Below are 14,615 nucleotides of genomic sequence, written 5' to 3'. Positions count from 1 at the left end.
GCCTCGCCCGGATTCCCGCCGACTGGACCAGCCCCGCAGGCTGAGGCCTGCCCGGTCCCGGGGCGGGCGGGGCCCGAAGCGGCCCCGCGCCCCGAAGCGGCCCCGCCCTCCGACATGTTTCGCCTCGCCGAGCCTCGAACCCCGCATCCTGCCCCGCCCGACCAGGACCGGGATGCCTGACGCCGCTGCTCTTCCCGGCTTCCCCTCTTCCCCCTCTTCCCCTCTTCCCGTCTTCCCGTCAGGAGTCGATCAGGTGTCGATCAGGTGTCGGCGTCCTCGATGCCGACACGGCAACCGGCACGCGGGGGAGGGGTCACGCCGCTTCGTCGATCTGTGGCCGGGCATCGGCGGACTGGTCCGCGTACGCCTTGTCGACGGCAACCCGGGTCGTGCCGCTCGACCTCGGGCAGGGGCCTGTGTTGCTCGTGTGACGTGTGTGCACTCAACTGCGCTGTACCTCCTGAGCGGCCGTACGGGACGGCCTCGCTGCCGTGGAGCCCATGGCAGCCCTGGAAGGGATATCAAGAGTGGCACCTCAGGCAGCACGTCACCGGCGTTCGCTGAAGCGCCGCCTCATCGGCGCAGGCGCCGCGGCGGCCGTGGGCGGAATCGCGTTCACCGCGACGGTCGCAGTGAACGCCGACGCCGCGTGGACGTCCACGTGGAATGTCACCGCGTCCGGCTGGTCCGGCCAGGACAGCCCCCAGGTCTCCATGGACCGCTCCGGCGACGCGCTGCTCGCCTGGGCGGCCATGGACAACGCGAACAGCTCCTACTTCCGCGTCCAGACCCGGGTGAAGTACGCGAGCGGCACCCTGGGCGCGACCCGCACGCTGTCCCCGGACGGCCGTGCCATCAGCTGGGTGCAGGCCGACTCCGACGACACCGGTGACTCGTCCGTGGTGTGGCAGCAGGACAGCACCGTCGTCGGCCGCCGGGTCGCGTCCTCCGGCAGCCTCGTCGGCTCGCTGCAGATGCTCTCCACCCCCGGGGCGCCCGCATCCACGCCGTCGGTCGCCGTGACGCCCGGCGGCAGTTCGATGGTGACGTGGACGGAGATCCGCGACGGCAGCTGGTACGTGGTGGCCCGCCGGCTGAAGCTCGACGGCACGCTCGGCGCGGTGCACACCCTCGGCTCGGGCTCGGCGGAGCCGCCGGCCATCGGGGTCGACCGCAACGGCCAGTTCGTCGTGGCCTGGGTGCGCGGCTCCGAGGTGGTGGCCAAGCGGATGACCGCGACCTCGATCTCCGCGACGAAGGTGCTCACCACGCCGGTCGCGGCGTACGGCGGCTTCGGCATGGTCCGGGTCGGCGTGGACCGGGACGGCGAAGCGGTGATCAGCTACCGCTCCGGCGGCGGCGCCCGCCCGCAGGTCTGGGCCTCGCGCTGGAGCCGCACGGGCACGCTGTCGAACCCGTTGCGTATCACGACGTCCGCGGAGTACGCGGACGCCCACCACACCCTCGGGACGGACCTGGACGGCGACTCGATGATCGCGTGGGTACGCAACAACGCCGGAAAGCGCGAGCTGTACGGCCGCAAGCTCTCCGCCGGCGGCACCCTCGGCGCGATCACGTCGCTGGGCGCGGGCGACCGCCCCGACCTCGCCCTGGACGACGACGGCGACGGCATGCTGGTGTCGCAGACCACCACGGCCATCTCCACGCCGCCGTACAGCGTCACGAAGGCCACCGCCCGGGTGATCAGCCGCTCCGGCACCTTCGGCACCGCGAAGACGCTCACGTCGGACGGCCGCGTGCCGCAGGTCGCGGCGCGTCCGACGGCGGTGTTCACCACCACGTGGCAGCAGGAGTCCTACCCGTACACGATCAAGGCGATCACTGGTCCTTGATCTGCCTTGGTCTGCCTTGGTCACCGGCCGGTGCCGCTACGGCGTCGAGCCGGTGATCGACACGACTGATCGACACGACGCATCGACACGACGCATCGACACGACTGATCGACACGACTCCGCTGGAGTGAGGGCATGTACGAGTTCCATGGCTGGTTCGGCATCTCCGAGGACCCGTACGACGACGACCCGCAGTCCCTGAGGACGGGCGTCGAGGAGCTGCGCGCACGGATCGACGCCGTCCAGTGGTCCTCCAGCTGCAAGGTCACGCTCGACGTCCTCAACGGGCTGCCGATCGTCACCGCCGCCGGCCAGACCAACCACAAGGGCTACGAGGCCGGGCAGCTGGACGAGCTCGTGACGTACATCGCGCGGCGCTTCCCCGGCTCGTGGGGGATGGTTCACGACCGCTCCGACGAAGGCGACATCCCGAACGCCGACAACGCGTTCCGGGTCCGCGTCGTGCGCCGGGGGCTCGTCGAGGAGCGCCTGGACCCGTTCCTCTCGCCGTGCAATCCGGTGATCGAGGACTGAGCGCAGGGTTCACCGGGTGACGGGCCGGCCTGCGTCGGCCGGCTGTCGTTCAGCCCGCCTGCCCAGTGCCGCGAGCGTCGCGGTGGTGGTGACCGAGGCGGCCGCCATCAGGCTCATCGCCATTGCTGGGGTGGCCAGTTGGGCGAGAGTGCCGGCGACGACAGCGCCGAGGCCCTGCATCGCGGTCATGCCCGTGGTGTGCAGGCCCAGGGCCTGGCCCGCGAGGTCGTCCGGGGTGAGGGACATCAGGCGTTCCTGGAGGACCAGGCTCGCGGCGAAGCCGACCGAGGCGACGGTGACCGCTACGGCGGACAGGGCCACCCCGGGGCGTAGGACGAAGAACAGGTATGGCGCGGCCAGGAGTAGGCGTAGTGGGGTTGCCAGGTGGGGGCGGAGCGACGGTCGGACCAGGCGGCCCACGGCCATGTCGCCCGCGAACATGCCGAGCGCTCCGCACGCGTACAGGGTGCCGGCGGCCGCGGGGGCGTAGGAGACGTAGAGCGAGTCGCTGCCGACGATCAGGCCGTTCGGGACCCACAGGCCGAGGTACGCGAGGCGGCGGGCGGGGGAGGACCACAGGAGGGCGTTGGTGCGCCAGGTCGCCGAGACGGACGGGCGGCCGGCGGCGCGGGGCGGGCGGGCGGTGAGGCCGAGGCGCGTGACGAGGGCCGAGAGGGCGTACAGCGCGGCCGCGAGCAGCAGGCAGGTCTGCGGCGACAGGAGCGCCAGCAGCGCGCCGCCCGTCGCGAAGCCGGCCATCTGCGTCAGGCCCCAGAGCATGTTGAACACCGAACGGCCGAGGACGTAACCGTCCTTGGTGAGGAGATCGTTCATCAGCCCGCCGCGCACCCCGCCCCCGAGCGAGGCGACGAGCCCCTGGGCGAGGATGACGCAGAACATCGCCCAGACCGGCAGCCCGGGCAACGCCAGCACCGCCGTACCACCCGCGAAGGCGAGCGCCAGGCCGGTGAGGACCGCGCGCGGGGGCAGCCGATCGGACCCCGAGAGCAACAGCGCACCGCCCAGCAACTGCGCCAACTGCGGCCCGAACATACTCACCGCCGACAGGAACGGCGACCCGGTGGCCCGGAACACCATCGTGGCGAGCGCCAGCCCCCCGATCGTCTGCCCGGCGGCAAAGGCCGCGAAGGACAACAGGAACGGACTGAACTCAGGCGTGCGGAAGAGGCTTCGGTAGCTGCGCATGGGTCGGAGTCTCGGGGATGTTCGGCGGGTGTGGTCACTTTTCCGCCGAGACACGGAGGTCGTATGTAAAGGACGCCGGAGGGGGGAGGCGCGGGCCGGCCCGCCTGAACTCCGCAGTCACGCCCGTGAAGTCAAGAGGCCTGATGGACGCCCGTCCCGCCCGGCATGGGTGATGGGAAGATGCGGAGACTGCGGGAGGGGGGCGGGCGCGTGGGGCGTGGTGAGCGGGAGTCGGTCGCGAGGGGAGCGCGACTGTACGAGGCGGCGCAGGCCTTGGCCGGTGACCACGGTCGGGCCGTCGAGGCCGTGCGGGCCGCGCTGAGGCCGATTCACGACGCCGCGGCGAAGCGGGAGCTGGAGGGGATCCCCATCGCCCGGCTGCAGGACGTCACCGAGGGGCGCCTGCGGCTCGGGAACGTGGAGAAGAGCGGGTTCCGTACGGTGGGAGACGTTCTCGAAGCCGGTCCCTACCGGCTGCGGCAGATTCCCGGTGTCGGGCAGCGCACCGTGGACCAGATGATCGCCGCAGCTCGTCGGCTTTCCGAGGCGGTGCACGAGACGGTGGCCGTCCACATCGACGTGGACCGGCAGGAACCGAACACCACCGCACTCGTCATCGCCTTGCAGGTGCTGGTGGAAGCCGGTCCCGAGACCCGGCGCGCGGTGGACCGTGCCGCGGCGCTGTCGGAGCGGCTCGGCCCGTTGCTGGTCGCGGGGAAGCCCGCCGCAGGGCGTTTCAGGATGCTGCTGGCCGGCCGGGCGAAGAAGGCGCGGGCCCTGGAGGCGGTCACCGAGATCCGTTCCCTGGCCGACGAGGCGGAGCAGGCGGGCCTGCCCGAGCTGATCGCCCAGGCGTCGGTGGACCTGCTGCGCGGATCCTCGTCCGACATCGCGGCCTGGGTGGACTTCGAACTCCGTTCCGCCGAGTACTACAGCCTGCTCGCCGAGATCTCCGGCCGGCTGCCCGACGCGGCGGCTGCCGAGGGCTTCCTGCCGGAGGAGATCGCCGAGCGGGTACGGGGCCAGCATCTCGACGACTCGCATCGCCGGGTCTCCCTGCGCGGCTACCAGGCCTTCGGCGCGCGTTTCGCCCTCGCGCAGCGCAAGGTGATACTCGGCGACGAGATGGGCCTCGGGAAGACCATTCAGGCGATCGCCGTGCTGGCACACCTGGCCGCCGAGGGGCAGAGCCACTTCATGGTCGTCTGCCCGGCGAGCGTCCTCGTGAACTGGACCCGGGAGATCGAGGCCCGCAGCAGCCTTCGCGTCATGGTGCTCCACGGCCCCGACCGCCACTACGCGTTCGCCGACTGGAAGGGCCGGGGCGGGGTCGCGGTGACCACGTTCGACGCGTTGCGGGGATTTCCGGCGCCCGGCGGAGGGGAGGTCGGACTGCTCGTCGTCGACGAGGCGCACTCCGTGAAGAACCCGAAGGCCAAGAGGTCACAGGCGGTCGCTCTGTGGGCGGAGCGCTGCGAGCGCAGCCTCTTCATGACCGGAACCCCTATGGAGAACCGGGTGGTGGAGTTCCGCAACCTGGTCCACATGCTCGACGCGGGAGTCGCGGACTCCTTGGGCGAGCGTGACACGTTGGCGGGATCGGTCGCCTTTCGCAAGGCCGTCGCTCCGGTCTACCTGCGACGTAACCAGGACGACGTACTGACGGAACTCCCCAGCCTCCAGCAGACCGACGAGTGGGAGGAGCTGAGCGCGTCGGACGAGGAGGCGTACCGCGAAGCCGTACGTGCCGGCAATTTCATGGCGATGCGCAGGGCCGCGTACATGAGCCCAGAGAAGTCGGCCAAGCTGGAGCGGCTCCGCGAGATCGTTCAGGAGGCCGGCGAGAGCGGGCAGAAGACGGTGATCTTCTCCAATTTCAAGGGTGTGCTGGGCGTGGTGGAGGCGGCGCTCGCGGTGGGGCCCGATGCGCGTACTCCGATGTTCGGCCCGCTCACCGGCGGCGTCCCGGCCGTGCGACGGCAGCAGATGGTCGACGACTTCGCCGGGGTCTCGGGACCCGCGGTGCTCCTGGCGCAGATCCAGGCGGCGGGCGTCGGCCTCAATATGCAGGCTGCCTCGGTCGTCATCATCTGCGAACCGCAGATCAAGCCGACCATCGAGCACCAGGCGGTGGCCCGGGCCCACCGTATGGGCCAGGTCAGGCCGGTTCACGTGCATCGCCTTCTCGCCACCGGGGGAGTGGATGAACGCATGGTGACGATGCTGGAGAAGAAGACCCGTCTGTTCGACGCCTACGCCCGCCGCAGCACTGTGGCCGAAGCCACCCCGGACGCGGTCGACGTGTCGGACACGGAGCTGGCCCGCCGGATCGTCGAGGAGGAGCAGGCGCGTCTGGGTGTGGAGGCGAGGCCCATGGCATCCGAGCCTGGTGAGTGACAGGAGAGGAAGCGGCGGCTCACGACCGAGATGCGCAAGCAGTTCGGTGCCGGCAAGGGCCTGTCAGGAGCGACCGGGATGTCGGGACGGCGGCCCGCGCGGCTCCCCATCTCCAGGGTGTCCCCAGGTGCCAGTAGTTAGGGTCGACCCGTGACAGACCCCGTACCGGCAACCCCGGCCCAAGCCACCTCGGCCGCCCCCGCAGGCCCGTCCACGCCGCCGGCCGGGGCCTCCCCCCGCCCCTCCACTCACCCCACCATCCCCGCCGCCCAGCCCGCCGGGCCCCTCGACGCTCTCGACCGGCGGATCGTCGCCGCGCTGCAGATCGACGGGCGGGCCTCGTGGCGGCGGATTGCCGGGGCGCTGGGGGAGCCTGAGCGGAAGGTGGCGCGGCGGGGGCTGCGGTTGCTGGAGAGTGGGGACGTCGCCGTGCGGGGGCTGGTCGTGCGGGGCGAGACCGTCATTCTGCGGATGACCTGCCGGCCGGGGGCTGTGCGGGACGCCGCCGTCGCGGCTGCCCGGCGCGCGGACTGTATTTTCTCGTACGCGCTCGCCGGGCCCGTCGACTGTGTGGCCGAACTGCAGTGTCCGCCCGGGCGGTTGGGGCCCTTGATGCTGGATGAGGTGCCCGCCTTGCCGGGGCTCGTTTCGCAGAGTGTCTCGCCTGTGCTGCGGTATTTCCGGACTGTTCATGAGTGGTCGCCCGGGATTCTCGACGCTTCGGAGGTAGAGGCGCTCGGAGGGCCCGGGACCGTCGACGAGCTGGCGCTCCCGGACGTCGAGGTCGGGCCCGAGGAGCTGGCGATCCTGGGGGCGCTCGCCGAGGACGGGCGGCGTACGCACGAGGACCTGGCGGCCGTCGCCGGGGTCTCCGTGGCGACCGCGCGGCGCCGCGTCGAGACGCTGACGCGGGAAGGGCTCGTCAGCATCCGCGCCGCCGTCGAGCCCGCGCTGCTCGGCTTCCCCGTCGAGGCGCTGCTGTGGATCAAGGCCCGGCCCGATGTCGTCGAGAAGGTGGGGCGGCTGCTCGTCGAGTCCCCGCTCGTGCGGTACGCGGCCGTCGTGATGGGGGAGCACCAGCTGCTCGTCGACGTGACGCAGCCGTCCAAGGCCGCGCTGCACGAGTTCCTGACGGCCTCGCCGTGGGTGCGGCACGTGGAGGCCGTGCAGTCCCATCTGGTCGTCGAGTCGTTCAAGCGCAGTGGCGTCGAGTTCCCGGGTGCCGGCCACGCGTCGTGACTGCCGTCGGCTGCGCATCGTGACTGCTGTCGGCCACGCATCGCGACGTGAACCCCGATCTACGTTGACTGAAATCTTCAAAGTCGATGATCTAGCGTCTTAAAACTTCATCAAGCCACAGCTATTGACTGAAACCGTCAGCAGCCCCAGTGTGGTGCACCACACGCGTCGCGCCCCGGCCCCGGCCGGATCACCATCAACGCGGCGACGCGCCCCCGTGCCTGCTGCCCTAGGACTGCCATGCCCGTTGCTCCCGGCCCCGTCGCCCCCGCCACCGGCCACGCCGACTCCGGCTCCGGCCCCGTCGCTTCCTCTCGGGACGAGATCTGCGCGCTCGACGCCGTGGACCTCGCGGCCCGCGTCCGCCGTGGTGAGCTCTCGGCCCGTGAGGTCGTCCAGGCCCACCTCGACCGCATCGACCGCCACAACCCGGCCGTCAACGCGATCGTCACCCTGGACGCCGAGGGTGCGCTGGCCGCGGCCGCCGCCGCCGACGAGCGCCAGGCGCGCGGCGAGGAGCTCGGCCCGCTGCACGGCCTGCCCATCGCGTTCAAGGACACCCACAGCACCCGCGGGATGCGCACCACGCACGGCTCGCCGCTCTTCGCCGAGCACGTCCCGTTCGAGGACGAGCTCCTCGTCCAGCGCATCCAGGACGCGGGCGCCATCCGCATCGGCAAGACGAACGTCCCCGAGTTCGCGGCCGGCTCGCACACCTTCAACACCGTCTTCGGCGCGACCCGGAACCCGTACGACCGGACGAAGTCCGCCGGTGGCAGCAGTGGTGGTGCCGCGGCCGCGCTCGCCGCCGGGTTCCAGCCCATCGCCGACGGCAGCGACATGGGCGGCTCGCTGCGCAACCCGGCGTCCTTCTGCAACGTCGTCGGCCTGCGCCCCACCCCCGGCCGCGTCCCCTCGCACCCCACCGGCAACCTCTGGGACACCATGGGCGTCGCCGGACCGATGGGACGTACCGTCGCCGACACCGCGCTGCTGCTGTCCGTCATGGCCGGGCCCGACCCGCGCGTCCCGATCTCCCTCGACGAGCCGGGCGCCCCGCTCCGCGCCCCGCTCGGGCGGGACATGGCCGGCCTGCGCGTGGCGTTCTCCCCCGACCTCGGCGGCCGCGTCCCCGTGGACCGGGACGTGCGTGACGTCTTCGAGCGCCAGGCCAAGGTCTTCGAGGACCTCGGCGCCCACGTCGTCGAGGACTGCCCCGACCTGGACGGCGCCGAGGACGTGTTCCGCACGCTGCGCGCCCAGGAGTTCAACCACGGGCTCGGCGCGCTGCTCGACAGCGACCGCGCGTCGCTCAAGGCCAGCCTCATCTGGAACATCGAGGAGGGGCGGCGCCTGACCGGCGCCGACCTCGTCCGCGCCCGCAACGGGCACACCCGCATCCACCTCGCCGCCACCGCCTTCTTCCAGCGGTACGACGTGCTGATCGCCCCGGTCAGCCAGGTCACCCCGTTCGCCGTCGAGTCGGAATACCCCACCGACATCGACGGACAGCCACAGCAGACCTACCTCGACTGGATGCGCTCCGCGTACTTCGTCACCGTTCTGGGCTCACCCGCCCTCTCCGTCCCCGCCGGTTTCACCCCTGCCGGGCTTCCCGTCGGCCTCCAGATCGTGGGTCCGCCCCGCGCCGAGAGGACCGTGCTCGAGACCGGTGCCGCCTACGAGGCCGCCACCGGGCACGGACGCCGTCGCCCCTCCCTCCCGTAGCCGTATGGAGCCCCGATGAGATCACCGCACGTGCTCTGGGCCGTCGTGCCCGTAGTGGCTTTCCTCAGTACACCGTTCCTGCCCTTCGTCAACGGCCCGCACCTCTGGTTCGGCATCCCCTCCGTCCTTGCCTGGTGCCTGATGTGGACCGCGGGCACGACGGCGTCGCTCGCGCTCGTCGAGCACTTCGCGCACCACACGGACGACGAGGACGAAGACGACCACGAGACGCTCACCGCGTACGAGGAGGCCGCCGCGTGAACACCACCATGGCCATCACCCTGGTCGGCATCGTGACCATCGCCGTCGTCGGCATCAGCGGCCGCCGGCCGAGCCGCGGCGAATTCAGCGAATGGACCGTCGGCAAGCGGAAGTTCTCCACCTTCACCACCTGGTTCCTCCAGGCGGGCGAGGCCTTCACGACCTTCAGCTTCCTCGGTCTCGCGGGCATCGCGTTCGGCGGAGGCGTCGCCGCCGCGTTCGCCCTCTGCTACCTTGCGATCAACTTCATCCTGCAGTACTTCACCGCACCCCGGATGCGTGAACTCGGCCGCAAGGGCGGCTACTTGACGCAGGCCGACTTCTTCGCCGACCGCTACCGCAGCCCCCTGCTCGGCAAGGTCGTCGCCGTCGTCGGCGCCGTCTTCCTGCTGCCGTACCTCCAGCTCCAGATCACCGGCCTCGGCCTCATCGTGCAGCTCGCCACCGGCAGCCGCACCGGCGGCAACCTGAGCATGGTGCTCGCCACCGTCCTCACCGTCGCCTTCGTCCTGTGGTCCGGCATCCGCGGCATCGCCCGCGTCGCCTACCTCAAGGACGCCCTGATGATCATCGGGCTCGTGGTCCTGATCGTCGGCGTCGCGCTCTCCGTGCACGGCGGCATCGGCGGCCTCTTCGAGACCGTACGGAACAGCCACCCGAACCTCCTGACGTTCCACCAGGAGGGCTACGACGCCACGTTCTTCGTCACCGCCGTCATCATCTCCGGCATCGGCGGCGGACTCGGCACCATGGCCCACCTGTGGCCGCCGGTCCTCGCCGCCGGCAGCGGGCGCGCCCTGCGCAAGAACGCGGTCTGGCTGCCGCTCTACCAGATCGCCCTCGGCGTCCCCGTGATCGTCGGCTTCGCCGGAATCCTGCTGGTCAAGCAGGGGTCCGCGCCGAACGGCGTCGCCCTGACCCTCGCCGGCCAGACCCTGCCCGGCTGGCTCGTCGGCGTCGTCGCGGTCGCCGCGGCCTCGGCCGCGATGGTGCCGTCCGCGGCCATCGTCGTGGGCATCTCCAGCCTGCTGTCCCGCAACCTGCTCAGCGTCAGCAACGAGCGCACGCAGCTGCGCACCAACCACATCTGCGTGATCGCGGCCGCCGGCCTCGCCCTCGTGCTCGGCCTGACCCGGCCCGGACTCCTGTCCGACCTGCTGCTGCTCACCTACGGAGGCCTCACCCAGCTCGCCCCGGCGATCGTCATGGCCCTGCCCAAGAAGGTCCGCCTTGACGCCGTGCCCGCGCTGCTCGGCATCGTGACCGGTGTCGCCGTCCTGATCTGGCTCACCTTCGGCGGCGTGGACGTCGGCACCTTCGACACCGGGCTCATCGCACTCATCCCGAACCTGCTGGTCACGGCCGTCGCTCAGCTCGTCGTCCGGTCCCGCTCCCTCGCCCCGGTCCCGGCCGAGGCGAACTAGCCCCCTAGGGGCAACCGACCCCAGGGGCAACGGACCCCCGAGGGGCAACTGACCGGCCGCCGGGCCGCGCGTGGTGTGGGGCCACGCGCCGCCCGGCGGCCTATTTCACGATCAGCTCTTCTACGGGCTCCGGTTTGTTCCCGTTCTCGGTGATGCGTACGTAACGGGCCGAGCGCCCCGGCGCGTAAGGCCGCCAGTGCGCCCCGTCCGCCGACGTCGTCACCGTGTACGCGCGCGTGCCCGTGACGTCGACATGGGAGACGGGCGTCGTCCGGCCGAGGTCGACCTTGAGGGAGGCGTGCTTGGCGTCCGGGAGCCAGGACGTGACCGGATTGCCGTCGACGGCGGCCTCCGCGTACCGGCCCGGATCCTCGGACGTCGCCGTCGCCGCATGGCATCGGGCCAGGTCGGAGGTGGGTTCGAGGTCCGGGCGGCGAGTGTTCAGGACGAGCCCGCCGCGGCCGACCGTGGCGCGTCCCGTGGGCGTCACGACGGGGAACGGCTTGCCCGAGGTCAGCCGGACCGTCGTACGCCGCGGCCCGATCGCGATGTCGTACGTCCGCCCGCGCCACGTCAGGCCGCGCAGCGTCACGCCCCTGCCGAGCTGCGGCGGCAGCGACGGGTCGAGGCGCAGCGCGTCCTCCTCCAGGCGAAGCCCGGTCAGGCCGTGCGTGAACACCTGGAGGAAGCCGCCCTTCCCCGTCAGGAAGTCCTGCGCGGGCGACCCCGCGAGCGGATCACTCGACCCCGCCTTCGCGCCCCTCGACTCCGAGAACAGATCGAACGGCCCCCGGAAGAACGGCTTCGACGCCCGCCGCAGGAACGTGTACGTCGAACAGCCCGGCTCCCCGATCGCCGCCGCGGCCACCGCGTGCACGGAGTCCGTCATCGCGGGCCCGTCCGGGTCGGTGCGCGCGAGGTAGTAGTCGAGCGTCGCCGCCGCCGCGCCCTTCGGCATCGGCTTCCAGTCCAGCGGATACAGCAGCAGGACCGCGTCGGCCTGCTTGATCGTCGACCCGTCGTAGCCCGCGTACTGCAGGAACACCTTCCGCTTCGGGTCGTACGGGATGCGCAGCTTGCCGGCGATCGTCGTCCAGGCCGTCGGCGCCTTCGCCCCCACGAGGCGCGCGGCGCGGGCGGCGGAGCGCAGGGCGGTGGCCGCGACGGCGTTGGTGTAGACACCGTCGTCGACGCCGTTGCTGTACTCGTCTGGACCTGCGACGTCCTTGATCGAGTACGAGCCGTCCGCGTTCTTCGTGACGCGAGACGTCCAGTACTCGGCGAGGCCCTGGAGCAGCGGCCAGCCGCGCGAGCGGAGCCAGGCGCGGTCGCCGGTGGCCAGGTAGTACTGCCAGGCGGCGAGCGCGATGTCGCCCTGGAGGTGGTTCTGGGTGACGCAGTGCGGCGGGAGCCAGCTCTGGCACTCGGTCCACAGGGCGCCCCGGCTCGCGCTGGTCCACGGGAACATGAGGCCCTTGACCGACGTCTTCAGGGCGTTGTCGGCGGCGGCCTCGCGCGTGCGGTAGCGGTATTCGAGGACGGGTCGCGCCAGCCCGGGCCGCTCCGCGAGCAGCGCGGGGAACATCCAGGTCTCCGCGTCCCAGAACACCATTCCGGCGTACGCGTCACTGGTCAGACCGGCGGGCGCGATGCTGTCACGGCCGCCGGAGCGCACAGAGGACAGGAGTCCGTACTGGGCGGCGCGTGCCTGGAGCTGGATCTCGGGGCGGTCCGGCACCTCGATGTCCGACGTCCACAACTTGCCCCAGGCGTCGGCGTGTTCACCGAAGACGGCGTCCCATCCGGCGTCCGCCGCCCGCTGCGAGGCGTCCACGGCGGAGGCGTGCGGGGTGCGCGAGGTGAGCGCCGTGTTCACGCCGACGTACTTGGTGACGGTGTAGGTGCGGCCGTTCGAGACGGGGAAGGACGCCGACTGGCGAGCCGTCAATGTCTTTGTGGCGCTTGCCATTTGGGTGCGGCCGGGGGCGTTCAGGGTGGAGGCGACGACTCCGTCGGTGCGGGTGCCGTCCGTCCGGAAGCCCACGTCCATGGTGCCCGGACCCTCGGGCCCGCCGCCCGTCGGCGCGATCCTGCGGGCGCCCCGCCCGTCGATCAGATCGGTGACGGTCGCCTCGCCGTTCCAGCGCGGCGTGACCCGCAGCCGCACGGCCCCGGTGTGCGCGTGCGCCCGGTCGGTCAGCACGTCATACGTCAGGTCGGTGCGCCGGCCGTCCTTGTGTTCCCAGGTCAGCGACGTGCGGACGAACCCGCAGCGCAGGCTGAGGGTCTGCCGGTAGCGCGAGATCCGGCTGTGCGGGCCGTATGTCTCGCCGCCCACGGTCAGGTTGAGCGCCGTCCAGTTCGGGAGGGCGGCGATCGCCTCGCGGTGGGCGGTGTTCTCGGGCCCGCGCGCGTAGAGACCGGCCGCGAACGCCCCGTCGTAGCGCGGTGTGTAGAGCGGCCAGCCGGTCTTGTCGCCGGGCTCGGCGTAGCCCGCGCCGGCCGGGGGCACGCGTACGCCGAGATAGCCGTTGCCGGTGTACGCGTGGAAGGTGTTCGCGGGGTCGGGGCGGGTGGTGGCGGGGGCCCAGGGGGGGGTGAGGGGGCAGGCAGTCGCATCGCCGGGGGGCCGGGTGGGGCGTACGGACGGTGGCGGCGCGGGGCTCGACGCGGGGTGCGCGGCCAGCGACGGTGCGGGGCTCATGGCCAGGGCAGGTTCCGGCGAGGTGGCGGCTCCCAGCACCGCGAGGGTGACGAGGGCGGTGAGGCGGGCGGGGGAACGTCGTGATCGGGTCACCCGTCGACGATGCGCGCGGCGCGGACGGGAGGCGGGCGACCCGCTCCGCAGGTCCCACGGATGGCGGGGCGAGCCTGCGGCGGGCGGGTGCGCCTTGGCGCGCCTTGCCCCAGAGGCAAAGTGTAAGGATTGACCTACCTGGAGAAAGTCCCTGCGTGAAGGCTTGCCGGCGCGCTTGTCATCACATCGAGTGATTCTTTGGCCTTTGCTTGCGGCGCACAACCCACGGTTGCGACGCTGTTGCTGTCTGTCAATCTGACGGGTCGCCACGGGGTTCGAGGGAGTACACCAGTGACATTCGGTGAGCAGCCGGCGTATCTGCGCGTCGCGGGTGATCTTCGGCAGAAGATCGTCAATGGTTCGCTGCCACCCCACACCCGGCTGCCCTCACAGGCAAGAATCCGCGAGGAGTACGGGGTCTCGGACACGGTCGCCCTGGAGGCCCGCAAGGTCCTGATGGCCGAAGGGCTGGTCGAGGGGCGCTCCGGGTCGGGCACGTACGTGCGCGAGACGCCGGTCCCGCGCCGCCTCGCCCGCTCCGGGTACCGGCCGACGAGCGGTTCCACGCCCTTCAAGCAGGAGCAGGCCGACGACACGGCGCGCGGCACGTGGGACTCCCGCAGCGAGCAGGTCGAGGCGAGCAGCGCCATCGCCGAGCGCCTCGGCATCCGCGCGGGCGACCGCGTGATGTGCACGAAGTACGTGTACCGGGACGCGGGGGAGACGATGATGCTCTCCACCTCCTGGGAGCCCCTCGCGGTGACGGGGCGCACGCCGGTGATGCTCCCCGAGGAGGGCCCCCTCGGCGGCTGCGGCGTCGTCGAGCGCATGGCCGCGATCGACGTGATCGTGGACAACGTCACGGAGGAGGTCGGCGCCCGCCCCGGCCTCGCCGAGGAACTCATGGCGCTCGGCGGAGTCCCCGGCCATGTCGTCCTGGTCATCCAGCGCACGTACTTCGCCTCGGGCCGCCCGGTCGAGACGGCGGACATCGTGGTCCCGGCGGACCGGTACCGGATCGCGTATCACCTGCCGGTGAAGTAGTTCATCGCCGACCACGCGCCGGCGCCTATCGATGGTGCGTCCGATATCCGGACGCCCCGTCCGCCACCCGTGACGACGACTTAACGAACCATCAGCTCCCGTAACGCCGGGGCAATCGCGGCCCGCCACCGA

At 71.6% G+C, this 14,615-nt stretch carries 10 protein-coding genes; 8 read left to right on the top strand and 2 right to left on the bottom strand.

Annotated elements, in window-relative coordinates:
* The first annotated feature begins 527 nt into the window (after positions 1-527).
* Together ABZ893_RS30625 and ABZ893_RS30620 are read left to right on the top strand one after the other, a co-directional pair.
* Entirely contained in the window at positions 528-1,853 is a 1,326-nt protein-coding gene (locus ABZ893_RS30625) for a hypothetical protein (RefSeq protein ID WP_361410189.1), read from the top strand.
* Between the two features lie 135 nt (positions 1,854-1,988).
* Positions 1,989-2,387, top strand: a complete 399-nt coding sequence (locus ABZ893_RS30620) for an Imm7 family immunity protein (RefSeq protein WP_361410186.1) — start codon at positions 1,989-1,991, stop codon at positions 2,385-2,387.
* Between the two features lie 9 nt (positions 2,388-2,396).
* Here ABZ893_RS30620 and ABZ893_RS30615 read toward each other — a convergent pair whose 3' ends face one another.
* Entirely contained in the window at positions 2,397-3,593 is a 1,197-nt protein-coding gene (locus ABZ893_RS30615; RefSeq protein ID WP_361410183.1) for an MFS transporter, read from the bottom strand.
* Positions 3,594-3,773: 180 nt separating this feature from the next.
* Here ABZ893_RS30615 and ABZ893_RS30610 point away from each other — a divergent pair, with 180 nt between their 5' ends.
* From ABZ893_RS30610 to ABZ893_RS30590, 5 genes are all read left to right on the top strand, one after another.
* Positions 3,774-5,990, top strand: a complete 2,217-nt coding sequence (locus ABZ893_RS30610; protein WP_361410180.1) for an SNF2-related protein — start codon at positions 3,774-3,776, stop codon at positions 5,988-5,990.
* A gap of 150 nt (positions 5,991-6,140) precedes the next feature.
* On the top strand, positions 6,141-7,229 hold the full coding sequence (locus ABZ893_RS30605) for an Lrp/AsnC family transcriptional regulator (RefSeq protein WP_361410177.1): 1,089 nt from the start codon (positions 6,141-6,143) through the stop codon (positions 7,227-7,229).
* Between the two features lie 240 nt (positions 7,230-7,469).
* Positions 7,470-8,957 carry an amidase gene (locus ABZ893_RS30600; protein WP_361410174.1) on the top strand — a complete coding sequence of 496 codons (1,488 nt, stop codon included), beginning with the start codon at positions 7,470-7,472 and terminating at the stop codon, positions 8,955-8,957.
* Positions 8,958-8,972: 15 nt separating this feature from the next.
* Positions 8,973-9,218 carry a hypothetical protein gene (locus tag ABZ893_RS30595; RefSeq protein ID WP_361410171.1) on the top strand — a complete coding sequence of 82 codons (246 nt, stop codon included), beginning with the start codon at positions 8,973-8,975 and terminating at the stop codon, positions 9,216-9,218.
* Complete coding sequence (locus ABZ893_RS30590) at positions 9,215-10,642, top strand: sodium:solute symporter family protein (protein ID WP_361410168.1); 1,428 nt, start codon at positions 9,215-9,217, stop codon at positions 10,640-10,642. The genes ABZ893_RS30595 and ABZ893_RS30590 overlap by 4 nt, the downstream gene beginning before the upstream one ends.
* 100 nt (positions 10,643-10,742) lie before the next feature.
* Here ABZ893_RS30590 and ABZ893_RS30585 read toward each other — a convergent pair whose 3' ends face one another.
* A complete protein-coding gene (locus tag ABZ893_RS30585; protein WP_361410228.1) occupies positions 10,743-13,346 on the bottom strand; it encodes a discoidin domain-containing protein in 2,604 nt (867 codons plus the stop codon).
* Between the two features lie 384 nt (positions 13,347-13,730).
* Here ABZ893_RS30585 and ABZ893_RS30580 point away from each other — a divergent pair, with 384 nt between their 5' ends.
* Entirely contained in the window at positions 13,731-14,483 is a 753-nt protein-coding gene (locus ABZ893_RS30580; RefSeq protein WP_361410165.1) for a GntR family transcriptional regulator, read from the top strand.
* The last annotated feature ends 132 nt before the right edge of the window (positions 14,484-14,615 follow it).

It is taken from the genome of Streptomyces sp. NPDC046821, from assembly GCF_040645335.1.
In the GTDB taxonomy this organism is placed as follows: domain Bacteria; phylum Actinomycetota; class Actinomycetes; order Streptomycetales; family Streptomycetaceae; genus Streptomyces.
This window is presented reverse-complemented; position numbering and strand designations above follow the sequence as displayed.

What these genes read in the sequence shown, in the direction of transcription:
- ABZ893_RS30615 (WP_361410183.1), bottom strand. Translation starts at nt 3,593, where the DNA reads ATGCGCAGCTACCGAAGCCTCTTCCGCACGCCTGAGTTCAGTCCGTTC.
- ABZ893_RS30585 (WP_361410228.1), bottom strand. Translation starts at nt 13,346, where the DNA reads ATGAGCCCCGCACCGTCGCTGGCCGCGCACCCCGCGTCGAGCCCCGCG.
- ABZ893_RS30620 (WP_361410186.1), top strand. Translation starts at nt 1,989, where the DNA reads ATGTACGAGTTCCATGGCTGGTTCGGCATCTCCGAGGACCCGTACGAC.
- ABZ893_RS30595 (WP_361410171.1), top strand. Translation starts at nt 8,973, where the DNA reads ATGAGATCACCGCACGTGCTCTGGGCCGTCGTGCCCGTAGTGGCTTTC.
- ABZ893_RS30610 (WP_361410180.1), top strand. Translation starts at nt 3,774, where the DNA reads ATGCGGAGACTGCGGGAGGGGGGCGGGCGCGTGGGGCGTGGTGAGCGG.
- ABZ893_RS30600 (WP_361410174.1), top strand. Translation starts at nt 7,470, where the DNA reads ATGCCCGTTGCTCCCGGCCCCGTCGCCCCCGCCACCGGCCACGCCGAC.